We start from the raw sequence: 22,924 nt of genomic DNA on the forward strand, positions 1-22,924 counted from the left end.
CAAGCAACTAGAGCGGATGACCCAGCCCAAGCGCTATGCCAACCAAGACTGTAGTCTGTTCTATGACTCTGTGGGGATGCCGCAAACCCCGACCCCTGAGCGGATGGGGAACCTTGCTTCTGTGCAAGAGAACTTCCCCCTCAAGACCTATGGTCAAGTCAATATTGCGGGTCAAGAAATCGGTTATCGACTGTTTCAGTGGGGGGAGAATGATATGAAGGGTGTATTTGACGTTGCCATTGAAGGGTTAGATTCCACTGGGCCAGGGGATGAGGCCAACGCCCAACTAGACGGCGTTAACACGGGGCTATGCAGCCTGGGAACGGAATTCAAGGCCATCTGGGATGTGCGTTCGAGTTGCGAAGAACCCTTAGCCCAAGTGGCCCAGCAAATCCAGCAGGCCAAGGACCCTTGACCATCGCCCAGCTCAGCGCTGAAGCAGAGCGGCTACTGGCCTTGAAAGCATCGGGGAAGCTCACTCAATCTCGGATTATCTATCAGATCAAATGTCGCCTAGAGCTGCATGAGGCGGAGGCTCCCCCCGAATCTCCCGCTGATGTCCTCCTGGACTATTTAGATCAATTTGTCCCTCAGTTTCTCAAGGAGGAGAAGCGCAACAGCAAAGCAACCTGGGAGCGGGCCATCAAATATGCCTATGGCCGCATGTACAAAGAGACCTTTGAAACCATCACCTCCCCCAATGGGTTTGGCCTCACCGCCCGCCCCTTAACGGCTCAAGAGATGTGTGATTGGGACTATGGGGAAACCCATAACGATGGCCTAGAAGTGCCCCAATGTCAGATCCTAGATCATTACGGCTTGGGTGAACTCATCGTCAACGACCCCGCCAACCATGCCCTCTATGCCCTGTTTGAGCCGAGGGAAGGACTGCCCGCCGTTCCCCTGTTCAAAGATGACTGTGCCTATCTACCGATTAAGAATCAGTGGGTGGGGGCGATTCGATTTGCGGACCTACGGACGATGCCCAAGGTTGATGGTTCTGTGGAGAAAGGATTCCTAGAATTCTTCTACCGCAAGCTGTGTACGGGAAAATCCCCCGTCACGGATTTTCGCTTAGTCACTGAACTGCTCCCGGATACCCCCTACTGGAGTCGATACCTGCTAGAGCAGACCTATCGTAACTCCGTGAGACGAGAAGACCGAGCGGCGATGAAGAAAGACGTGGATGTCGTGGCCCGAGAGCGGAAGCGGGCCGCAGATCAGAACCTGGAATGGCTCAACCAGGGCAACCAAGTGATGAATGTGGCCCTCTGTTTATTCCTCTATCGCAGTAGTGAAGAGGAACTGAAGAAAGACCTGAGAACGGTCTCTCGACTGTTTTCCTCCACCTCCTGCGAGATTATCCAGCACCGATTCAACTACGTCTACTTCGCCCAAATGGCCCTCTCATCAGCTCCCCTGCTGACCTTTCCCACGAGTGCCTATTCTGGCCCTAGGCATTACCTATATCGGACCTCATCCTTGAAGGCCACCACCACCATCCCTCAGATTCAGCCCCCCAAGATGGATGATCTGGGAGTGATGCTGATTGGTCAGGAGCTGTCCACCCCCTACTTCTTGGATATCGTCTGGACGAATCCCAACCACACCCTGATTGCGGGAGAGACGGGGGCGGGCAAGAGCCTGTTTATGCTCAAGTCCATCCAAGCCTATGTCAACGCCCAGCAGTCTGGGGTCATCTTTGACTTTCCCCCACCAGATGGTCAGAGTACCTATGAACCCCAGGTCGCCACTTGGAATCGATTAGGGGTTTCAGCTACCTATCAAAGCGTGGATAAGACCACCATCAACATCATCGGGGTGCCTGATATCTCCTGGATTGATGAACTGCCCGCCCCTGGAGAGCCAGGATACTACTCCCAGCAACCCACCCGTGAGTCCGCCTTGAGCTACATCGTTGAGAATAAGCTGCGGATCCTGCAAGCCATCACGGGGCTAGACCGGGAGCATCATGCGGGTCTAGAGGTGGATCTGATGTCGAATGCCTTGAGCATGTGCTTCGCGGACTTCTACCAAGCGAACGAGGAGCGCTACGCGATTGCCTCTCTCGCTCCGTTTGGGTCTGAGGATGCGGCCAAGATGCCGATTTATGAGGAATTCGTGGCCTTTGCGCGGGACTGGCTGCAAGCCTATGCCGAACGGGATGAAGTTCAAGTCCACCTCAGACAGCAGTTTGATGCATTGTACCTGCTGCTCAAAGGAGTGATGTCTCGGTCCTTGGGGCGCTGCATCAATGGCCTGTCTGCCTTTGACACCAACGTGGATGTGCTGGTGCTGGCCTTGACGAACGTGGATTCAAGTCGAGATTCCCTCATCTATGGCTTGTCTGGATTTGACCTGCTGTTGCGTAAGGCCATGTCCAAGAAAAAGACCCTGCTAATGATGGATGAAGGAAGTGAACTGTTTGAGCATCCCGTGTTTGCCCGGATGTTTGGGTCCATCTGCAATGGCGGTCGTAAATGGGGCTGTAACGTGGTCTTAGGCTTTACGGGTCTAGAGCCGCTCATCGCTTCCCCTGCGGCCTCCAAAGTGATTACCAACCTCCAGAACAAGTTTGTCTCCAAGATTAATGACGATAGCTACAAGATCCTGATTAACCATTTTGGCTTTCGACCCGAGAACCTGAAGCGGTTTAAGAAGAACGCCTACAACTCCAACAAGCAGTTGCAGGAGTCCTACTTTATCTGGAAGCGCCATGACCGAGAGCTGCTCGTCAAATATGCCCCGGATAACGTGACGCTGGCCGTAGGCGCAAATTCCAAGCTGGAGACGGAGGCGAGGAACCGGGTCATGGCCCAACATACCGACCCCGTAGCGGGCCTGGTCGCCTTCGGGAATCAGCTCTCAGAGGCCAATGCTAAAGGACTTGAACCCACTCATATAGGAGTAGATCCCCATGCTGCGTAACCGATTGATCCTGATGCTGATCCTGTCAGCCCAAACCACCGTGACCCTAGCTCCCGCCTTTGCCCAGGACTCCCCTGGCTATACCCCAGACATTATCAGTGTGGATGACATCTATACCGCTCCAACCGTGAATGAAGTGCCCACAGCCCAGATTCCCAAGGGATTAGGAGGGATTATTTACGGAGTGTTGGGGGATGATAACCCGAACACGATCAATGAAACCCAACGGAAGTTTCTCAAAGTTTTTGAGTATGGTCAAAAGGCGTTGAAAGCCTACCGTTTAGGCAAAGACCTCTATCAGTCCGTCAGCAAGGTTATCAAAGACCCAGATGGTGTCCTCAAGCATGATCTGCTCGTCCTTCTTGATGGCTACAACAAGATTGGCGGTAACGAAGTTCCCAGTGCTGATGCTGGGGGGAATGGCCCATCTGCCAAGATATTTGATGACCCTCAAACCCCTGCCCAAGTCTATATTCAGGCCAAGAATGATGTGGCCCGAAGGATGTATGTCCCGTCCCTGATGCAGCAGTTGGTCTTTGGCGAGGATGCCCGTACGCTTCGAGAGCAGCAGTCAGGCCAGCTAGAGGAGTCATTGACCAACACCATTGAAGCCTCGACCAATCTCGTCCAACTCACGGGGGGCACGATTGAAGCCGTTGCTCATAATGGTGACCTCGCTAAAGCCGTAGGGGAAGAATCCACCCATGCCCAAAAGCTGAAAAGCTCCCAAGCGGTATTGAAGTCCCTGGCCCGCTCAGACGCTATCCAGTCTCAGCAGACCTCCTTAAACGGCGTCATTTTGGGGAATATTCAGCAGTCTCAAGGGGAGCAGAATAAGGCAACAACTGCCTTGGTGGTTAGCTCTGCCCTGGCCTACCAGCAGCGGGATATCCAGAACCACCAGTTAGCCTCCCAGAGTGTATTTCTAGAGCAGATTCGAGCTGATTTAGGACAGCAGGAAGATGAACGTCAACGCGCTGCATTTGAGAAAGTCAACCGAGAAGCCAATATCACGAGTAATATCCTTATTCCGGGCCTTTTCCCGGCGTCCTCGTCGCCAGATTAATCATCTCATCACCGCATTGACCCTGCTGCTGACCCCCTGCTTTTGTGCCGTGGGGATGTTGAGTGCCCATGCCACGGTTTATAGCGTTGATTCTAAAGGGGTCAAACTGTTGTCAAGATCCCAGAAGAACATGCTCGTGACTTCCGAGTGGTGGGAAAAAGTCTGGGATTCCATGCTCACGGGAGAAGGCAACAGTTTCAGTAATCAGGCCCTCTATCAGTTCTTGATGCCTTTCCTGCTGGTGTTGCTGCTGTTGTTCCTCGCTAGGGCAGGATTTGATTATTTCAAAGGGGATTTTACCCGTGGCTTTAACCGCTCCGTTATCCCCATTGTGATCTTGTCGATCTTCCTGTTCACCTATGGCCTTGGCGCGAAGGCCGTTGCCTATACCACGAGACAGATGATGGTGAAGGGAACGGACTTGGTGTTGCGGGGGCAACTGGTGGATATCCAGTTTAAGGAGGCGACCGAGGATCAGCTGTACAGCTTGGAGTTCCAACAAAACTTTTCAGCACGCTCGAAGCATTGCCGCCAGTTGCCCGCGCCGACCCTGAAGGCACCCAAGAAATCCCAAGCGAGTTCAGAGGACACCGTCACACCCTTAGAGTCCCGCACGAACGATTCGATTAGTTGCATGGAGGCTTTATTGGCTGATGTGCGAACCCAACGGCAGGAGATTAAGAATGCCTGTCCCACCTGTAAAACAGCGGAGGAGGTCACTAAACGCGCCGAACAAGGTTTGTTAGGTCGGCTGATCATCGCGGGTCAGTTATTTATCGGGGAACTCGGTAGCCCCCATCTCAACTCGTTTGAAGCTGCAATTTCAGAAGAACTGGACGTGGGGGATGACCTACTGATGCAGTACTGGTTTGTCTCCGGGCAAGAGTTCATGCTGTTCCTAGCGGCGTATCTCGCGCCCGTCTTTATTTTGTATGCGGCCCTCCCCCTCCCTGGCCGCACGGGAATCCCGATCACCTACTTCAGTGCCTTCCTCGTGATTGCCTTAATCCGCTTAGCCTATGTGCTGCTAGTGGGACTGGGTGCAGCATTTCTCTCCCATAATCCCCCCAATGATGGTGCGGAATATTGGGCGAAGTGGCTAGGCGTCTATGCCCCCTTGATTGCCTCAGCGGGTGTGACGGGCGGGGTAATCGCAGCGGTTCATGCCTGGGGTGGGGCGATGATTTCGACGTTGGCCGTGGGCGTTTCCCTGGTGTCTTCCGGCATAGGCAGTACCATCAATTCCCTGCAACAGCGCGACTACCGAAATCGGTAGATCCTCACTAGCACTACAGGAAAGACATCATGGACATGATTAAAGTTCACCCCGCCCTAGAAAGCGCTCAGCAACAGAAAAAGCGAAAAATTCCCTGGCTGTTTATCGGGTTTGCCACCTCCTATGTGTTTCTGTTCCTCGCGGTATTGGGCATTGGTGCGAACCTTGCCTCCCTCAGAGAGGAGCGCTCCAACCTATTCGTGCAAACCCCGAATGAGACCATTCATGCTCAGCGCAAAGACCCGCTTTATCGTTCTGAAGGGCAGCTTAAAGCCTATGCGCGGCAGTGGTTCAAAACGGCCTATACCTGGAACAGTCAAGACCCAGAGAAGAAGGTGGGGGTAGATGCCTATCCTGCTAAGCTCTGGGCTGCATCCTTTGCAATGGACTTGGGAATGCGCGAAGGGTGGCTGCAGCAAGTCAAGACCCGTTATGCCCAGCAGCTTCCCTTGGATGCCTATCTGACGGGCAAACAAGAAGCCGTGATTGAACTAACGAGAGACCCCACGGTCCAGGAAGTGGAGGCAGGGCTATGGCGAGTGACGGTTGTAGCAGATCGGGCACATGTCAAGAGTGATGGTACGTCCCAAGTGGAAGCAATGAGCGTCACCCTGACGGTCCAAGCCGTCCCCCATAGCAACGCGAAAGAGAACGACATCTTGGGATTGGGCACGGGAAGTGAATCCCTCAATGCCTTGATCCACCGATGGCGAAAAGAAGGACTGAAAATCGTACTCGTGGAGGCGAAATAACTATGAAAGACACAACAAAAGTCCAATCTGAACAAGCCTCCCTGGAGGTGATCCATCAAGTGACGGGGAAGACCCCACCCCCCAAGGCTGAACCAACGGATGCATCAGCAGAGCTAACTCTAGATGGAGTGGCCCTGCCTGAGCTGACGAATGAGTTTAACCCCAAGAAGAAGACACGCCGCTCCATCCCCTTCCAGTTCCTATTCTTCGGCACCTTTGTGTTGGGGTTCCTCTCCCTGGTGCGGGGCTGCTCTACGATGTCTCAACCCCAAGTGAAAGAGAATGAACAGACTGTCGCCACTGCACCCTTGGAAGAGAGCGAACGGCAGGAGCTGTTGCAGGTGATTAATGAGCAGAACCTTGCCATTCAGCAGTTGCAGCAAGGCAAGCGCATTGACTTACGCACAGGCAAGGATAAGAAGCTGCCCAAGCCTGCCGTTAATTCTCGGACCATCAGTCAAGTGAATCGGCCCACGAGAAGAACACCCCCACCCGCAGCAACGACTGCCAGAAGTATTCCCGTGCGTCGTTCCGTGCCCCCAACTCGCCCTCGGTCTGTGCCATCCAAGCCCAGGATTGTCTATCGAGACCGGGTGGTGTACAAGCCAGCACCCACTCCTGTGCGACCTCAGCCTGTGGCAGCGGCATCCCCGAAACTTCAACCCGTCAATCGAGTGTCTCTGTCCAAGAAGTTTGAGCCACCCCTAGCCAAGCCGAAGTCTCGCCCCATCCAAATCAAGCGGTTGCCCTATCAGCCCGTCCGTGTCTCCACCACACCGATTAGACCGGAGACCCCCATCCAGCCCAAGCTGACTGGGGCTGAATCCGGGGTGCTAGTGGCCTCTAATGCGATGACGGGTGACTTGATGCAGGACATGTCTGCTGCCAGTGGGCCAGATGTTATCACGAGACCACAGACAGAAGGCGTGACACCGACTCAAACGAGCTTCGTCCGTGGCTCTATTCCTGCTGGTACGAAGGTGAAAGCGGCCTTTGCCAATCCCCTGACTTGGGTGGCGGGTCAGCAAGCACCAGCGGGGCAACGGGTTTTGCTCCGACTGAAAGGCGACTTGGGAAGTGTGGCGAAAAAAGGCTCTACGGCCATTGGTGAGGTGATGTTAGTGCAAGGAGATTTTGCTCAAGTCCAGATCGTGGAGATTAATGGTCGGCCCATTGATCATGTCAATCTGAATGCCCCAGAGGGGAATACCCGAACCCAGCCTGTTGCGATGGTGCAGTACAAGGATACGCCCTATCTGCAAGCCAAGGCCAAGAATACGGGTGGGTCAGACTTCGGGGGTCGTCTCCTGAGAGCGGGCCTTAATGTGGGCATTGACCAGCTACGCGACCAGGGGATTGGTAGTCGAGCGGGCAATGTCGTCAATAGCCTGCTGCCCGACCGTAATCGCTTTAGTCAGAGAAGGGGCAACCTCTATTCCTTTGAAGGGAAGGATGTCGAGATTTATTTCTTGGAGGGCATGTAGATGAAAGGTTGTCTCATTATCGTTCTGATCGTCCTCACGCCCTTCCTATTCCTTGCAGGCCCCATCGGCTGGATTCTGGGGATTATCGCCTGGATTTTGCTGCTGAAGTGAGCGGGACGAAAACCCCGTTCCGCTGAGGACGGGGTCGTTCATTGTTGAATGGAGTCAAGCTATGAAATTAAATCAATGTCATAGTCCTTTATTGCTGAAGGCGGGAGAGGAATCAGCTTATCCCGTGAGTGGCAGCAATGCGGTTGAAGAAGTCTTGTCCGCCTATGCCAGAGGTGTACGGAACTTCTCTGGTTCTGAGATTTATTGGGAAAGTCTCTACCAAGCTGAGCTTCAAGGGATTATCTTCACGAACTCAAATCTTACAGTGGATTTGTGTGAAGCCAAATTGATGGATGCAGATTTTAGCAACTGCGATTTGAACCACTCAGAATTCATTTGGGCAGACCTGAGTCAGAGCAATCTTTCAGGCAGTGATTTGACTAGGGTTATCTTCATTGAAGCTGATTTGAGAGGTGCCAATCTCAAGGATGCCTGCTTGAAAAACGCTTGTTTGAATGGGGCGCACCTGGGTGAAGCCAACCTAGAAGGGGCGAATCTAGAAGGGATAAAAGCCTTTTATGCGTGGTTTTGTGAGGGGATTTATCGAGGTGCAAGTTTTGCTGGTGCAACCCTGCAAAATGTCACTTTTGATGACTCTGATTGTAGGGGTGTGGATTTCTCAGGGGCTGATTTAACGGGTGCTGAGTTTCAGAACACTGATTTAAAAGGAGCAAACTTCACCAATGCCCAACTCAAAGATGCTTGCTTTGACAGCGCTGATCTCGTTGATGCGGATCTGACAGGGGCCAATGTGCAAGACGCGAAATTATTAGATGTGCGGATGGTGAGGAGTGAGCCAGAGTATGAGTGTATTTAGCCAAAAGAAGACAACGATCCGTCACTTACTTGAGACCTTGAGGCAATTTCCTGCCAATATGCAATGGCATTACAGAGCAGAATCCTTGGTGATTGAAGGGGAAGATGCAGCTAGTAAGCTGATCGCGGCATATCAGCGTGGCGTCAGGAATTTTGATGGATCAGTCTTTCCTGACAACAGTGATTTTTATGATCAGACACTCTTTGGAATCTCTCTCGCAAAAGGACGACTAAAACAGGCATGGTTCTGTAGTGGCAGTTTTCGAGGGGGCTGTTTCGCTGATGCATTCCTAGAAAGGGCCAGTTTTGATGATTCAGATTGCAGGGATGTGGATTTCTCCAGAGCTGACTTAACGGGAGCAGAGTTCCAGGGCACGAACCTGAGAGGAGCAAAATTCATTAACGCCCAACTACAAGGTGCTTATTTTGATAGAGCGGATCTAGTTGGCGCGGATCTGACAGGGGCCAATATGCAAGACGCAAAAATGATTGATGTACGGTTGGTTAGGAGTGATCCTGAATTTGTTGAACTTTAGTGTGTACTTCAAGGTGTAATTTTTAGCTCTAAATTATCTTAAATTGAGGTTGAATCATGCTTTGCCATATCCCCGCAATACTGAACACGTCCATTCCTATATCGACTAAACCGCTTTACCGTCTGCATCAGCGCTTGCATACACCGAAGGGTATAGGTCGTGTGATCGGCATTCAAGAATGCCCAGGTCCAGAAAAACCCTGTTGGTACTATCGGTTAGTGGATGTACCCGATGAGGAATCAGCTTGGGAGCCAACTTGGTGGTTGGAGGATCAAGTATGGCCTGAACTCGATTTTTTTATGATTTCAATCGAGTGCCCTGGCTCACATGAGCCTTGCAAGTCATATTGCGGAACTATTGAAGATCTTATTGAAGACTTTCAAGGGATTACCAAGGAGATGCTAGATAGCGGTGAACCCTGGAAGATTACTCTTGAACGGCTAAATTCTTTCGAGTCGAATTGATTTATATTTCCCAGTTGGTTGCATTTTCAAATTCCTCAACTAACTTCTTGATGATATTTGGATCATCGGTTTTTATCCCAATTTCTCGTACTTTTTTTTGTTTAGTGTTAGAGGTGAAAAAGTTATGACTACCGACTACAGCAAACCGATCGTCCCATACCATAAGCTTTTCGTGCGTTCCCATAAGTTTTAGGCGAAATCTCTCTGAATGTTCTCTTTCTAGATCTTCCAAGAGATCGAGAGCCGCATATTTCCAGTCTTCTTCTTCTGGATCTTTGGGCTTAGCTAACTTGCGAAAATATTTACGTGTTATGGGGTATGGATCACCTTTTCCAACATCTTTCCAAAACCCCCACCCAATATCAATCTGAACGTTTGGTTTCTTGAGGGCTTCTTCAAGTTTATCCATTACTTCCTCATCAATGGCTTCAGTTGTAAGCCAAGGATTAACAAGAATGAGATGGTGCTCAGTTTGTCTCAGGGCTTTAATTAACTCCTCCCGACTTTCTTTGCGGCCCTTAATTAGTCTGGAACGATAGGGTCTAATGGTTTGAATATGCTCGACAATTTGTTCAGCCCAAATAGTCAACGAGTCCGTGGTTTGCTCCAGACCGACTAATAGCTCTTCGGTTGCAGGCAATTCTTCCAGTCGTTGATTGAGTTGTTCCTGTTCTTCTCTTAAAGATGAAAAATCATTTTGAATCTGTGCTGGGTCTAGTTCCACTAGCGGAGAGAAACGGGTGTTTAATGAAGCGAGTTCACTTTCTACTGCTGATAGATCCACAGGCTCTGGGGGAGGAGGTAAAGCCTTTATTTGTGTTTGGAGGTGCTCTATTTTTTCTTCAACTTCAGTTTTTCCAGCCAAAGTCGGAACTGTTTGGGTTAAGCCTTCTATCTTTGTCCTTAGTCTCTCAGATTCGTTAATTGCTCTCTCTTCAAGTCTTCGAGAAATCTGGGTGCGTTCAACAAAATTAAGCCCTAATGCTCCAGCCATAAGGTACAGAGGTACTTTTCTATTTGATGCCTCTACCAAAAAAACTAAGGACGCACCAATTAGTAAAAACTCAAAAATACGCAAGGTCAGAATAGATCGCATACGAGAACCAAACGCTAACTGTATGCTCCCACTTCATTGATTTCTCTCTAGAAGGTTTGCTCAACTTAACGATTAACTACAGCTCACCCCGGTTTCTTGGAGCCGGGGTTTTCTCTTGGTTGCCAAAGCTCCTGACACCCATGCCTCCCTTCTAACCTATACCCCGCGCACCTCGTAGAGTGCCAAATTAAAAAACCGTATATCCTCATCGACGCTACCAAGCATTTCGATGAAACGAAGACTCTTCTCAGCGTTGCTGGCCGCTCTCCCCACCTTGACCCAGATAGCCCCAGCCATCGCCCAAACCACAACCGCAGCGGCAGCGCCTCTAGATCCAAATACTGAGGTGAGCTTACCCGGACTCTACTATGACCCAGATGCCCCTCATCCACCTTTAGCCAGCTCCCTGGTGCAGAGCAAGCGGGGTATGTGGATGTGCCTGCTCTGCCTGCTGGTGTAAAAACCCCTTATCTGCTGGATAGAGCATGGCCGCAAGGGGCCACCCTGACCAATCCTCAAGTTTGGGGATTTACAGCAGAACCCCGTCACGGCTGGCTTTACGAAGCTCTCTGTCAGGCAACTGACGGCATCCAGCGGCACCAACATTGGTGATGTGCCTGTGGGGGATGTGGCCCTGCTTAATGGCTGACTATCCAACAAGTGGATGACCTCTACACCAAAATCAACAATGGCGAGAAAATCAAGCTCAAGGATGCGGCCCCTGCTGTCCAAGCTGCCTTTGGTGTTCTCCTCAATCCTGGTTCAGCTCCCCAGCAGTTACAGAATGCCGCCCTGACAGCGGGTGAGCGTGTGGCCCTCGATAAGCTCAGCAAGATTCCAGCCCTGGAGGGCATCCCCCTACAAGACCTGGCACGGGGGAACTGGGAAGGGGTGATTGATAAAGCCGACCAGATTAAGCTGGCGGGCATTGGCGAAAAGATTGGCCCCACCCTGAAGAAACTCCCCGTCAAGCAGATTGTCCCGATCGTGGGTGATGCGGTTGCGGGAGATTGGCGAGATGCGCGTCGGAAAGCGATTGCCTTAGCCCAGCAGAAAGGGACAGAAGTCGCTGTGAAGGAACTGCTCAAGGAGTTCCCCAACTGAAGAATGTGCCGATTGCTGCGATTCCGGGTGTTCTCAATCAACCCGTTGACCAGGCATTACCCAAGTTGCAGATCTGGCGATTGAGCATATCCCTGGAGCCAAGGATAAAACCATTAACTCCATACCGGGTCTAGAGGATATCCCCATCAATGAGCTGCCGTTTGACCTAGCCTTTAGCTTTTTTGCGGGGGATGTGTTTGCCCGGTTTGACATTGCCTATAGCGGGGTAGATGGCCCGGAAGAACCCTCTGTGAATCATGCCCTATCGGGTGGGTCAGAAAACCAGAAGTTCAAACCCATCAAATGCACGGTGGGAGAGAGCGAGAAGCAACGAGCGGATAACTGTCCCCACTTCGAGATGCGGAAGTTTATCGATTCCGTCGCTGAAACCGCTGGGTTGGATAGCGACATCGAGGGCAAGCAATGGGTCCAGGGAGATTCAGGGGGCAAGAACGGTCAAGGGGTTAAAGGGGGCAAAGGACTGCTGAAGTGGGTGAATGGAGGCTGGGAACCTGCGGGGATTCATCCATTTGGAGTCAATAGCCATACCAAGTTTGTTCTCAAGCAAATCACGGAGTATCCCGATAAGAAGAGTACGGCTCGGTTGAATTTAGCCTTTCAGTTCTGTGTCAGCGTACCTATTCTCGGCCAGCAATGTACGCCTCATTTTCTGGTGATTCCCACACCCTTTGTGGTCAAGGAAGATGGGCTGTTCCTCGTTGCCAGTCGTCGTAACCTGCCCACTGAGATTGCACGTTTAAGAAATCAAACCCTGGCTGCTGGAGTGTACTGTGACCCCGATCAGATTATTGCCTCAGCGGGTCAGAGTGATTCCAGTCCAGCTAATACGAAGTACGGGCATCTCCCTTACGAAGAAACCACGGAGCAACTCTACAATGTGACGGCAGTGGATGGGGCCACTGTTGGCCTCACCCAGGATGCCGCCGCTGCCTTTGAGCAGATGAGGGAAGCTGCTGCGGCTCAAGGTCTGGATATCAAGGCGGTCAGTGGCTTTCGGAGTAGAAAGCTGCAAGCAGAGTTGTTCTCGGATCAGGTCGCTAAGCAAGGCGGCTCAATAGAAGCAGCGGCGAAGATATCAGCACCCGCAGGCCATAGTGAACACCATACGGGTCTGGCCGTGGATGTAGGGAATAATGCCAACCCCTATCTGAATGAATCTTGGGCTAACACTCCTGAATATGCTTGGATGCAGCAGAATGCGGGCAAGTATGGGTTTGAGCTGTCGTTTCCTAAAGGGAATAGCCAAGGGGTGAGCTATGAGCCTTGGCACTGGCGGTTTGTGGGATCTGATGCCGCTAAGTCTACGTTCGCCTCAGCGAGTGGTCAAAGCACCGGAACTCAAGGGACAAAGGCTCAAACGGTTGGGCAGTCTGCTTGGGGAAGCGAAACGGATGTCTACAACTTAATTTTGACATCAGCATTGGAAAGCACTGGCACGCAAAAGCAGGTTGATGTCGCTGTGGCAATCATGAACCGGGTTGTTTCTCCAAAGCATCCAAATACAATCACTGATGTGGTATTCCAGCCGAAGCAATATGAACCTAACTTTGGTCAAGCCCGGTAACTTCCAAGGAAGAAGCCATCAGCCGTATTGCTAAAAAGCAGGTAGTATCCAAAGTGCGATCTCAACTTACGAAACCATCGAACAAGCACTCAACGATCCGAATGCCATTGCAGCATCCCAGGCTTTTCTCCAAGGTGCGACTGACTTTAGAGGTCAGGATTGGTTGCACATTCGCCAACCGGGTGATCCTTACCGGGGAGATGTTGGGGCTAACTTCTATTTTCAGGAGTCACAGGATCCAGCTATCGCAGCGGCAACGTTAGGCGTGTTGGGCGTTGAGAGTACAGCGGTTGATCCGAATAGTATCTATGCGTCCGCCTCCGGTCAATCCATCCCTGCAAGCCCAGTGCGATTGCGAGTTCTGGTATTGATTTTGGAGCTATCACTCCAGGAGATGGTATCACCACAGGACAATTAGCTCATCCTGCTCCTGGTTACCGAGTAACATCAGGCTGGGGGGACGGTATATCGATGGCATTTACTCTGTCCACCGGGGCATTGATTATGCTGTTCCAGTTGGCGGGGATATCTTTGCTGTTGATGGTGGATTGTTAGTGATGTGTTTAATGAATGTCACCCAACGGGAGGCTATTATCTGAACACATGCGGGGATATTTAGGCAACTTCGTTAGAATTAGACATGCTAATGGTACGGAGTCTGTTTATGGACATTTGGCCGGGTCGCCATTAACTATTGGTGCGCCAGTTACAAAGGGCAAGTCATCGGGAAAGGTGGTAACAGTGGCTCTTCCACTGGTCCACACTTGCACTTTGGGATTAAGGTTCCAATGGCAATACTTTGATCCAACACCTTACCTAAATTAAGTGATGCAAGACTATGCTTAAAAAATCACTACTTCCATTGTTTGCTTTAGCATTTCTATGCCGATACAATCTGCGATTGCAACAGAGATACCCAAAAACTTCAATCTTGTGTTGCACCATCCAATATGCATAGTTATCTCATTGATGATTTGCAAGAGATGGTTCTAGAAAAGAAATTGATGGCTTTTACCTGATCCGATTGCAATACAGTGACTACCGAACTTGGTTGATTGCCAGTTTGCCTTGCAAACATCATGCGTTTGTCGGGGAGATGGATTTGCACCAACTTTACGGGCTTGTTTAGAGGTAAGGTGAAGGTGTGAAAGTTGAGAAGCCATTCACTGAATATGCAATAAATCTGATAACGAATATTATCGCCAGAGATATCCAGAATTGCACAACAGTGATTAGCAAGCCTAATATGTGATGCGACGATATTCACCAAGTCAACCCAGGCAATTCCTCTGGTCTGTAGACACTTGGGTTGCTCCAGCCAGCCCATAATTGCGGAGACCTGCGGCTGTAATATCAACTCCCAACTTAATCAAAGATTGCCTCCATTCCTAGAAAGGCTTCCTTGAAACCCCCTTCCACTCCAGCCTAAAGACCTCCTCGAAAAATCAGTATATTCTCAGCAAACTCACTATTTGCTGACCATGCAAACTCACACAGAACAACCCACCAGCATTCAGACGCTGAAATCCCCGCCATACTCACCAACACCCTCGTTGGTTGTGGCAGCATCCTGGTTCTCCTGTTCATCCTCAATATCATCTGCGGCGATAGTCGCACGGGTCGAGATCCTGATGATGCCCGCTGGGCGACCTGGGGGAACGTCGCAAAGCCAAACGCAAAGGACTCAAACAACGACGAGAAGGTGAACGGGATAAAGTCGGCCTTTGCTTGGGCAGTGACAACCCCATCGTCTTGCCCGACAACCACCCCTTATCAAGTCTTGGGAGCAGCGGGGGAAGGAAAGACGGAACCGTCATCGAGCCAATCCTCTGTGATGCCATCAAGCAGGCCATACCTTGTTTGTGTTCGATGTGAAAGGCACCCTCAAAGAAAAGTTCATCCCCTATGCCCTCAAGCAGCCCATCCCTATAAGCCCTATATCTTTGCACCAGGGAAGAAGTATTCAGACTCCTTGGACTTCCTGGGATTCTTAGAAGACCACAACGATGACCTGACGGCTGGGGCTACCGTCACCACCTTTTTCGATAACGTGATTGTGGCTTCAGATGGCAGAATGCTTTCTTGATAGCTTTGCCGTCTTCACCCTGACCGCTTGATGATGATGTCGAAGCATCCAGACTCCAATATGCCGGACCTACCAATGGTGTGGGAATACCTGGCCCTCCCCAACCTGGGCAAACGACTGGTTGCAGCGGTCCAAGCGGGCTTCTTGATGAATCGGGGTTTGGCCCTTGGGCAAAGCGAGAGCTGTCCGGTCTGTTATCCACAGCGGGCACCCGTGACACGGAAGCGGGGATTACGGCCAGTGCGATGAACGTGCTGATGCCCTTGCTCAGTCGGAAGTTCTACCCCTGTTTGAGCTACCCTTTCATGAAGGCAGCACGATTCCTTGGACCTCAAAGGCAGACAGATTGTGTTCTTTGAACTGGATGGTCTCGCCATGCAGCAGACCTCGCCCCTGGTGGCAACGGCTCTCAACATGCTGATTCGTCGGAACCTGAATGAGCATTCTGACCGGGATCGGCCCTTGGGCATCATCTTGGATGAGTACGCCCGGATCGTCCTGCCAGACTTTGAGCAGATTGTCTCATTGAATCGTTCCTATGGGTTCTATGCAGTGACGGCATTCCAGAGTAATAGTCAGCCGAACATCAAGCAGAAGTCCGAAGTGGTCAAATCCATCTTTGATAACACCGCCGCTCAGTTCATCTTCAGAACCGAGGATTTTGAGACCCGCAAGCAGCTAGAGGAAGACATTGGAGATTACGAACTCAAGCGAAACACTCGGTCTCGCAGTCATGGACGGCAGGGAACCAACCGGACCATATCAGAAGCCCCCAGACGCAAGCCCTTGATATCCAGGCATAAACTCAAGCGGTTGGGAAAAGGTCAGTTCGTCCTACTGTCTGCTGGGATGAAGAATCGTCCCGTCATCCATCAGTACTGGCGGTGGTGGCGCAACCGAACCGATATTCGACGGCTCAAAGAGTGCAAGCAGATGTACAAGCAGCGGATTTTGCCCGTCCTCAATCGCAAGCTAGAGCAGAATATGCGGGTCGAAGACGAAGGGGGCAATGTCGTGACCTTCACGATTGAAGAGCTTCAGAAGAACCGCCTGGTCATTGCTGATTCTCTTTTGCCCATGCCGAATGAGATTGAAGCCGACCAAATCGAAGAAAAAGAACAACAAGATATCCAACCAGAGAGATAAAAATCATGAGTGAAGAACAACAGCATCAAAAAGAGATCATGCACACGGGAGAGAAAGCCGCTAGTGCCATCCAAAATGCAATCATCAGTTCCGTCATCCTGCGACGGCCACGGGTCAATATCCAGATCAAGACCGCTGAAGATGCGATGAAGTTTGCTAGAGAGGGCATCAAGAAAAAGACCCCCGCTGATGTGATTAAACACCAACTCCTTACCTCAGACTTCGCCAAGCTAGTCACAGATCCAAAGCGGATGGCGGAGAAGCTCTTTAGAGGGGCACAACGGAAGGTGGCCTACGAAAAACATGGTGTCGCCATCGAGCAAGCCCAACAACGGAATCAGCGTCGAGGTCAAGACCGTGGTTTTGGTCCGGGGCTCAGTCGATAGCGCTGCAAAAAAAATAAGTATATTCCCAGCAACAGCTCTAGTTGTGTGTCAGGTGGAGCTGCATCAGCTAAATATTAGGACTCTTATTTGGAGGCCAAACAAGTGGAGTATCAATATAAAACGTTTATTGGTGAAAAATACCGGGAGCTTCGGGAGGAAGAACAACTCTTCTTCCAAGCTGCTCCCTCTATGCGAGTGGCTAAAAAGCTCATTCAAGTTGCAGCCCTCCCCCCTGCTGCTGCCGTTGCTGCGACCCATGCTCCGATTGTCGGGCCTGTGGTTGCGGGTGCAGTGGGTCAGGCGACCCATTTGATGCAGTCAGGTATGCATGGGATTGCAGCAGATCGGATCGCCAATCATTTTTCTGAGTTAGCCAGCCAAGTCCCACAGGGTTGGGGTCGGCAAGCTGCCTTTGACGCCTGGGCAAAAGTCAGGACCGCAGACATGCTGGCGAAGACGGATGCTTGGACACGTCCATTGAGTGGGTTTGCGGCCCCCACGATGATTGGCAAAGGCATGATTGACACGGGCAAGCTGGCAATTAGCTATGCCAAGCAAGGCATTCCTACAGTGGTCGCCCGCCCCGTGGTGCATATGTGGAAGATGACGAACCACTTCATTAATCGTGCTCAAGCCTGGTTTGATGCGACCTTGAGCAAGCTTCCAGAGCAGGTACAGCAGAACGTTCGGAGTGCAATTGACAATATCCAAAGGAGTACAACCGCAATGGCAGAATCACTCAACCTCAACCCTAGTCAGGGCGATCTGGATCGACGCAGCGATTATATGAGGATGCTTTCTGAACAACGGGACGAACCCGAACTAACCTTTGAGAGTCTTCAGACGGATATCACAGACCAACCCAGTTTAGGGACTGACTATGACAAGCAGGTTGTTTACCAAGCCCTTAAGGAAGGGAAAACGCTGGATGAGGCGACAGCGATAATCTCGCAGGGTCCTAATGTAACCCAGATGTCCCAAGCGAATCTTCAGGATGTTTCTGTCTATTTGTCCGAGACGACAAATTCTGTGTGGAAGCAGTACAACATTGAGAATCCATCTCCTGAAGTCACCCACCCTGATGCTCAGACATTAGCTGAATCGAATGGTATCGTGGCTGAGCCACTTGATCCTAAGCTCAAAGAGCAATACATTCAGCTACTCTCAGAAAGTCTGGAAGAGCCGGACCTGACGTGGGATGAGGTACAAGAGCGCATCAATCAAGACCCCGATCTAGCTTGGGAGTATGATGAACGAGTAGCGGTTAGGGCTCAGGAAAATGGCATTGATGACCCTAAAAAGCTCAGTGAGCTGATTGCCCAGGCCCCAGAATGGGATGGAGTAGAGCGACCCAAGCCTGCTGATATCGCGCAAGAAGATCCTGGATTGCAGGAAGATAGCCTTGAAGCTCGGCGGATGATTAATGAAGACATTCTTGAGAAGATGGGTAGGTTTGTTGACTTACAAAATTTGTCAATCAGGCTGAATGGTAGGCAAGTTGTAGGTTTAGGTCGTGATGGAGCCTATCTAGAAGATAAGACGAGCATTACGACTGAACAAGCCCAAATCATTAGAGATGTTCTAGATAATCCTAAAGCTCATCCTGGGACTGAAATAACAATTAAAGTAGGAACAAGGGTAGCTTTTCGACTCAAGGATGGTATCGTTCAGCCCGATAAATTTGGAATAGCTCAGAAATCCCAAGAGTTGGAGGCTAAGACTCCTCAAGCAACTAAAGAGCAAATTGAAAACCTAACACCTGAACAAAAGAAGTTGGTTGCTGACATGAAGAAGATGGGGCTTGATACAACCAACACCATCAATAAGATGGTACATAGGACACAAACAAATCGACCAACAATACCCAAGTCAGAAGACCGTGAAGTAACAATGTCTAGATAAACCGTATTTTTCAACAACCCATTTTATGGAGAAAAAACTATGGCTATTCCCGGATATAACGACTTAGGCTATCCAGTCCAGCCCGAGCCTGATATTCCAGTTACCCTCCAAGATCAACGTACAGGTCGAAGAACGACCATTCCCATGTCAGCTAATGGTCCCATCCCTCAGCAAGGAACGGACTTCAATAATGGCGTCATCCAAGGTCGAGTAGTTAAAGGCCCGATGGAGTCATAATTCAACGTCCTCGCCCTAAATCTCTAGAGCGTCCACGATCAGCCCTGATGACCTGTTGGGGCTGTTTTGCTCTATTGAGCATCTTTGTAAATCCTTGAGTATTTCCCTTAGCACTAAGTACTTCACGGTATGGTCCGATCAAGTCTCCGACTGTCTTCATATACTGCTGCTGCCGTTTCTTGTCGCCTTTGAGTTCACGCATCGCATTTGACTGCATGATGACCCGGTAGCCGTCCATCGCATCCCCATCCTTCATCGCTACTAGGTAAATGGCAATATCGTTAGTGCCCTGCGGATTCTCCTGCTTCAATTGCCTCTTGATCTGGGTGTACAGCCCCCGATAATGCATCTTGATTTCCCGCTCCATCGGATAGGCATTTTTGTCCGCCCGCTCAAAAGCGATAGGTCCATGATTAGCGATCAGGTCATCAACGCCTTTACCCTGTTCAGAATCCCAAGGTATCCGATATAGCTTGCAGCCTCTTTCTTCAATTAATTCAGCTTCCCTAACCATCTCACGCCGAACATTCCAGACCGTGGACTGCTCTGAATCCCAATCATGGGCATACCTGAATTCTCTGCCAAGAACAGCAAATACCTCTAGCTGAGGATGCAGTACCCGTCTTTCTAGTCTATTGTCATGCTGGTCTTTAGCTCGATAGCCGATATTCACACCTTGCCCGCCAATGACTACCCGGCCTTGTGAAACCAGAGCAGCATCTTTCTTATCCCCTTCAGTCCGATAGATGGGAATCTCAGGATGCTTATAGACCGTGTACCAGAACCCCTTGGCTTTCTCCTCCTGGGTTTGGGTGACTCCATACTTGGCAAAGATCCGCCTAGCGATGGGATCGGGGACGGGTTGGAATGCCATATCTCGCTCGAACAGTTCGCGTTTTGGCCCCATTGGGTTTTCATACTTGCGATATCTGGGTTGGGCATTTGGGTCTTTTCTCCGTGCTTTCTGAGTTTTGTCGATATCTAACCGAGCGGTTTTGGGGTTGGGCTTAAAGGTGCCGTACAGACTAAGGGCAGGCTCCTCATTGGGTCCAAGTCCCTCAAAGGACAACGGATCGACCCCTGCATCACACCACCAGCCGCCACCTTCAGCCATCTCTTGATAACTCAACACTTCAGGGTGGTTTCTGTCATTAATCAAGGCGCGGATTGGCTTGGTATTGTATTGAGTCCGAACCTTCTTGAAAGACCCATCTTTTCTACGAGTTGCCAGGTCCTCAATTTTGGCCCCTAGTAATCGCTCGATCACCTGTTCCTTTTCAATCGATTGCAACCGAGCGGCGATCACATCAGGATGGACGCAGCTATCCACCCATTCCTTCCAATGGTGTTCATCGATATGTCCGGGTCGTTCCACCTCCGTATAGTCCGGTTGCCAGAACACCTGATCCTTGAGTTTCTTCGGCTTGTCCTTGGGCCTAGTTCTCTTCTTAGGTTTGGGTGTAACTCTCATCCCCTTGTCCGTCAATCGCTGAGTGACTTCCTTGAGCTGGTCTGCGACTGGCCCATTCATCAGAGCGTCAACTGAGCGCATCGACTTCACGGACTGGGCTAGTTGCTGCATGGCCGGGAAAGTCTTCAGATTCCGTTGAGCACGGACAGTCAGATCATTGAGTGCGCCAATATGCTGAGCAATGGACTCATGTGCCCTCCATTCATTGACGGTATCGGCCAGCTCCTTAATTCTGGCAAAAGAATAAGTGGGTTGCTTGGCGTTAAAGGCTTCAATCTGCTGAGTGATTACCTGGAGTTGAGGTTGTACCTGAGCGAGGGATTGACCTTGCTGGAGTTCGCTTACCATCTCAGCTAAACTATCCAGCCCCTCAAACTGAACTTGCTGAGGTTCAGACAAGATATTGATTTGAGCCGTCAGGTCAGCTAACTGCTCAATCAAACCGCTCTCAGCCAGCGCTTGTACTGAGTTGAGGTCATGCACCTGCTGGGCCAGGTCACCCATGCCTGGGAATTGAGGTACAGTGATTGACTCAACCCAGTCCTGAACCTCAGCCACCATTGAGGATAGCTCTACCTCAGTTTGCCAATCCTGAACGGCATCGACCAACTCAACCATTGCGGGGAATTGGATATCCAGAGATTGGGTAGCCTCAATCCCCGCTTGCAAACGAATAATGGCCCGGTCCAAATTGTCAGTGCCCTGAGCTAAGAAATCGACTATCTCAGTGACAGCCTCTGCCAACTCCTGGCCCGTCCGCCATTCTGCTACGGCATCGGCAATGGCCCTGATCCTCTGCTGGCTTAAGGATTGGTCAATGGTCTGGTCAATGCGGTCAATGGCTTGGGCAATATGAGTAAGGTTCTGGGTGATGGCTTGCTGTTCTCGCTCCCTCGAAACAGCATCAGCTAATTCGCCCAGGCCGCTAAAGGAATCAGATTCTAGACTTTTGCTGAGTGACTTTATATCCTTGGCAAGGGCTAGCAAGTGATTATCCAACCCGCTTGCTGATAGCTCTTGCTCCTCAGACCATTGCATCACCCAATTAGCTAGGTCTGAGGTGACTGGCTCCCATTGTTTTGAGCGACCGCCTTGGGTGGGGCGTGTCGGGGGAGCTGGTTCTTGATCTGCATGATTTCCTCTGCGGCTTCCAATACCTTGTCGCTCATCGTCGCCTGTAGCGTACTGGAATCCTCGATCTTCGACCCCAGAGTGTCCATTGCCTTGGCGAGCTGCTTGATACTCTCGCTCATATCTGAGGGCTTCTTGTTCTCCATCGCCTCCTTGAATTCCTGGATGAATTGGTTGAGAACGGCTTTGACTTCCAGGGGTATGGTGTTGATCCGCTCCCTGACCTGGGACTTGAGTTCCCTGTCCTCTTCGAGAATGTGTTGGTTCTGGGCCTGAACCTCCTCGACTTGATTGGTCAAGATGGTGATCGCGTCCGTGAGGGGGGCGAGTTGGTCCCGGACGGCGTTGATGATCTGCTGTTGTTGTTCGTCCATAAGTTTTCTCAACTTGATCTAAAGCACTTTTTTGAGTATTGGATTGGGCGACCCGTTCCCTAAGTTTTTCCAGGTCTTCGGTATAGATGGTTATTTCATGTTCTTGGCGGGAAATATCGACACAAAAAGGTTCCTGGCTAGAGGTAGGGTCATTAGTCGCCAGGATGATGGACCGTTTCTTAGTGGACCCTTGAGAGTGATAGGACGTCCACACCCGGTCATACTCCAAAGCCAAGGGTTGAGTCAGGGGTACATCATGGAAATGTCCCTCGTGGTCCCTGACCGTCATGTTCAGACCATCGAGGGCGGTGACCGTGAGCTGCTGACCATTGATCCAGCCTTTGTCTTTGATCGTTGTCGTCCATCGGAGCTTGTCACCAACCGCCACATCAAATTCATGGGCACTATAGACCTCCTTTAGCTTGTATTTCGCGGGTTTGAATCGGTAGAGCCGTCCGCCGAAGGAAGAGACCACCAGCTCATCTCCCTCTCGGCTTTCGACCTTATAAAGGTGTCCCCGCTTGATGGATGAAGAATGGGATGTTTGCAGTAGGCGAACGTAATCCCCTTTGTGATACCAATCCACCCGACGCTTTTGTTCAATACTCAAGTTTCGAGATTTGAGCTGGACAATCTTGCTGCACTCTCCAAGCCGCCCCACGGCTTTTTCTCTTTTGCGGATTTCTTTTTCAGTCGCGAGTCGCTGCTTATTGGTCCCCGCGACAATGAGGGTGTCGTCTTGTTCTTTGAGGGGCAACTGCATGAACTGGTCTGCTGCTGCCTTGGCAATGGCAGGCTTGCTTCCTAGATCAATCACATAGTCATTGGCATAAAGCAGCTCTAACGCCTTAACCCCTTGACCACTGGCGATGAGTTCAACGGCTTGCTTTTGGACATCAACTTTTTGTCTGACAATCTCCTCAATCCGGTGCGTGGTGGCCCCATTGCGCTGCATAAATTTGAAGGGATTACC

23 protein-coding genes are annotated in these 22,924 nt (G+C 50.8%); 21 read left to right on the plus strand and 2 right to left on the minus strand.

What is annotated here, in order from left to right:
- Positions 1-16: 16 nt before the first annotated feature.
- The 9 genes from ON05_RS36890 to ON05_RS36930 all read left to right on the plus strand — a co-directional run bounded on the left by ON05_RS36890 (position 17) and on the right by ON05_RS36930 (position 9,433).
- Positions 17-415, plus strand: coding sequence for a hypothetical protein (locus ON05_RS36890; protein WP_262562745.1), 399 nt, complete (start codon positions 17-19; stop codon positions 413-415).
- Positions 412-2,928, plus strand: a complete 2,517-nt coding sequence (locus ON05_RS36895; protein ID WP_262562746.1) for a hypothetical protein — start codon at positions 412-414, stop codon at positions 2,926-2,928. Before ON05_RS36890 ends, ON05_RS36895 begins: the two co-directional genes overlap by 4 nt.
- The gene (locus ON05_RS36900; protein ID WP_010479908.1) at positions 2,918-3,994 is read left to right on the plus strand and encodes a hypothetical protein; all 1,077 of its coding nucleotides are present in this window, start codon (positions 2,918-2,920) and stop codon (positions 3,992-3,994) included. Before ON05_RS36895 ends, ON05_RS36900 begins: the two co-directional genes overlap by 11 nt.
- Positions 3,891-5,270 (plus strand): hypothetical protein, encoded by a 1,380-nt coding sequence (locus tag ON05_RS36905; RefSeq protein WP_236619139.1) that lies wholly within the window; start codon positions 3,891-3,893, stop codon positions 5,268-5,270. The genes ON05_RS36900 and ON05_RS36905 overlap by 104 nt, the downstream gene beginning before the upstream one ends.
- A gap of 29 nt (positions 5,271-5,299) precedes the next feature.
- Positions 5,300-6,022: a hypothetical protein gene (locus ON05_RS36910; RefSeq protein WP_010479911.1), complete on the plus strand. Its 723-nt coding sequence runs from the start codon at positions 5,300-5,302 to the stop codon at positions 6,020-6,022.
- Between the two features lie 2 nt (positions 6,023-6,024).
- Complete coding sequence (locus tag ON05_RS36915) at positions 6,025-7,506, plus strand: hypothetical protein (RefSeq protein WP_010479913.1); 1,482 nt, start codon at positions 6,025-6,027, stop codon at positions 7,504-7,506.
- Positions 7,507-7,678: 172 nt separating this feature from the next.
- On the plus strand, positions 7,679-8,434 hold the full coding sequence (locus ON05_RS36920) for a pentapeptide repeat-containing protein (RefSeq protein WP_010479918.1): 756 nt from the start codon (positions 7,679-7,681) through the stop codon (positions 8,432-8,434).
- Positions 8,421-8,969 (plus strand): pentapeptide repeat-containing protein, encoded by a 549-nt coding sequence (locus ON05_RS36925; RefSeq protein WP_010479920.1) that lies wholly within the window; start codon positions 8,421-8,423, stop codon positions 8,967-8,969. Before ON05_RS36920 ends, ON05_RS36925 begins: the two co-directional genes overlap by 14 nt.
- 56 nt (positions 8,970-9,025) lie before the next feature.
- On the plus strand, positions 9,026-9,433 hold the full coding sequence (locus tag ON05_RS36930) for a hypothetical protein (protein ID WP_085945249.1): 408 nt from the start codon (positions 9,026-9,028) through the stop codon (positions 9,431-9,433).
- 1 nt (position 9,434) lies between these two features.
- On the opposite strand, the gene ON05_RS36935 is transcribed toward ON05_RS36930, so the two are convergent.
- Positions 9,435-10,529, minus strand: coding sequence for a phospholipase D-like domain-containing protein (locus ON05_RS36935; RefSeq protein WP_010479924.1), 1,095 nt, complete (start codon positions 10,527-10,529; stop codon positions 9,435-9,437).
- Positions 10,530-10,758: 229 nt separating this feature from the next.
- On the opposite strand from ON05_RS36935, the gene ON05_RS36940 reads away from it, so the two are divergent.
- The 12 genes from ON05_RS36940 to ON05_RS36990 all read left to right on the plus strand — a co-directional run bounded on the left by ON05_RS36940 (position 10,759) and on the right by ON05_RS36990 (position 18,975).
- Positions 10,759-10,989, plus strand: coding sequence for a hypothetical protein (locus ON05_RS36940; protein WP_262562748.1), 231 nt, complete (start codon positions 10,759-10,761; stop codon positions 10,987-10,989).
- A complete protein-coding gene (locus ON05_RS36945; protein WP_262562749.1) occupies positions 10,965-11,141 on the plus strand; it encodes a hypothetical protein in 177 nt (58 codons plus the stop codon). Before ON05_RS36940 ends, ON05_RS36945 begins: the two co-directional genes overlap by 25 nt.
- A 48-nt stretch (positions 11,142-11,189) precedes the next feature.
- The gene (locus ON05_RS36950) at positions 11,190-11,633 is read left to right on the plus strand and encodes a hypothetical protein (protein ID WP_262562750.1); all 444 of its coding nucleotides are present in this window, start codon (positions 11,190-11,192) and stop codon (positions 11,631-11,633) included.
- Between the two features lie 193 nt (positions 11,634-11,826).
- Positions 11,827-13,218 (plus strand): D-alanyl-D-alanine carboxypeptidase family protein, encoded by a 1,392-nt coding sequence (locus ON05_RS36955; RefSeq protein ID WP_262562739.1) that lies wholly within the window; start codon positions 11,827-11,829, stop codon positions 13,216-13,218.
- A gap of 163 nt (positions 13,219-13,381) precedes the next feature.
- A complete protein-coding gene (locus ON05_RS36960) occupies positions 13,382-13,636 on the plus strand; it encodes a hypothetical protein (RefSeq protein WP_262562740.1) in 255 nt (84 codons plus the stop codon).
- Between the two features lie 185 nt (positions 13,637-13,821).
- Positions 13,822-14,043: a peptidoglycan DD-metalloendopeptidase family protein gene (locus ON05_RS38940; RefSeq protein ID WP_396151127.1), complete on the plus strand. Its 222-nt coding sequence runs from the start codon at positions 13,822-13,824 to the stop codon at positions 14,041-14,043.
- A gap of 877 nt (positions 14,044-14,920) precedes the next feature.
- Positions 14,921-15,304, plus strand: coding sequence for a hypothetical protein (locus ON05_RS36965; RefSeq protein WP_262562741.1), 384 nt, complete (start codon positions 14,921-14,923; stop codon positions 15,302-15,304).
- Between the two features lie 60 nt (positions 15,305-15,364).
- On the plus strand, positions 15,365-15,553 hold the full coding sequence (locus ON05_RS36970; protein WP_262562742.1) for a hypothetical protein: 189 nt from the start codon (positions 15,365-15,367) through the stop codon (positions 15,551-15,553).
- Between the two features lie 99 nt (positions 15,554-15,652).
- Positions 15,653-16,450 carry a type IV secretory system conjugative DNA transfer family protein gene (locus ON05_RS36975; RefSeq protein WP_262562743.1) on the plus strand — a complete coding sequence of 266 codons (798 nt, stop codon included), beginning with the start codon at positions 15,653-15,655 and terminating at the stop codon, positions 16,448-16,450.
- Positions 16,451-16,455: 5 nt separating this feature from the next.
- The gene (locus ON05_RS36980; protein ID WP_010481140.1) at positions 16,456-16,836 is read left to right on the plus strand and encodes a hypothetical protein; all 381 of its coding nucleotides are present in this window, start codon (positions 16,456-16,458) and stop codon (positions 16,834-16,836) included.
- Positions 16,837-16,923: 87 nt separating this feature from the next.
- Complete coding sequence (locus ON05_RS36985; RefSeq protein ID WP_010481138.1) at positions 16,924-18,738, plus strand: hypothetical protein; 1,815 nt, start codon at positions 16,924-16,926, stop codon at positions 18,736-18,738.
- A 39-nt stretch (positions 18,739-18,777) separates the two neighbouring features.
- On the plus strand, positions 18,778-18,975 hold the full coding sequence (locus ON05_RS36990; RefSeq protein ID WP_010481136.1) for a hypothetical protein: 198 nt from the start codon (positions 18,778-18,780) through the stop codon (positions 18,973-18,975).
- A 1-nt stretch (position 18,976) separates the two neighbouring features.
- On the opposite strand, the gene ON05_RS36995 is transcribed toward ON05_RS36990, so the two are convergent.
- A complete protein-coding gene (locus ON05_RS36995) occupies positions 18,977-22,906 on the minus strand; it encodes a DUF3854 domain-containing protein (protein WP_262562744.1) in 3,930 nt (1,309 codons plus the stop codon).
- Positions 22,907-22,924 lie beyond the last annotated feature (18 nt).

Origin of the sequence: Acaryochloris sp. CCMEE 5410 (genome assembly GCF_000238775.2) — a bacterium.
Classification (GTDB): Bacteria; Cyanobacteriota; Cyanobacteriia; order Thermosynechococcales; family Thermosynechococcaceae; genus Acaryochloris.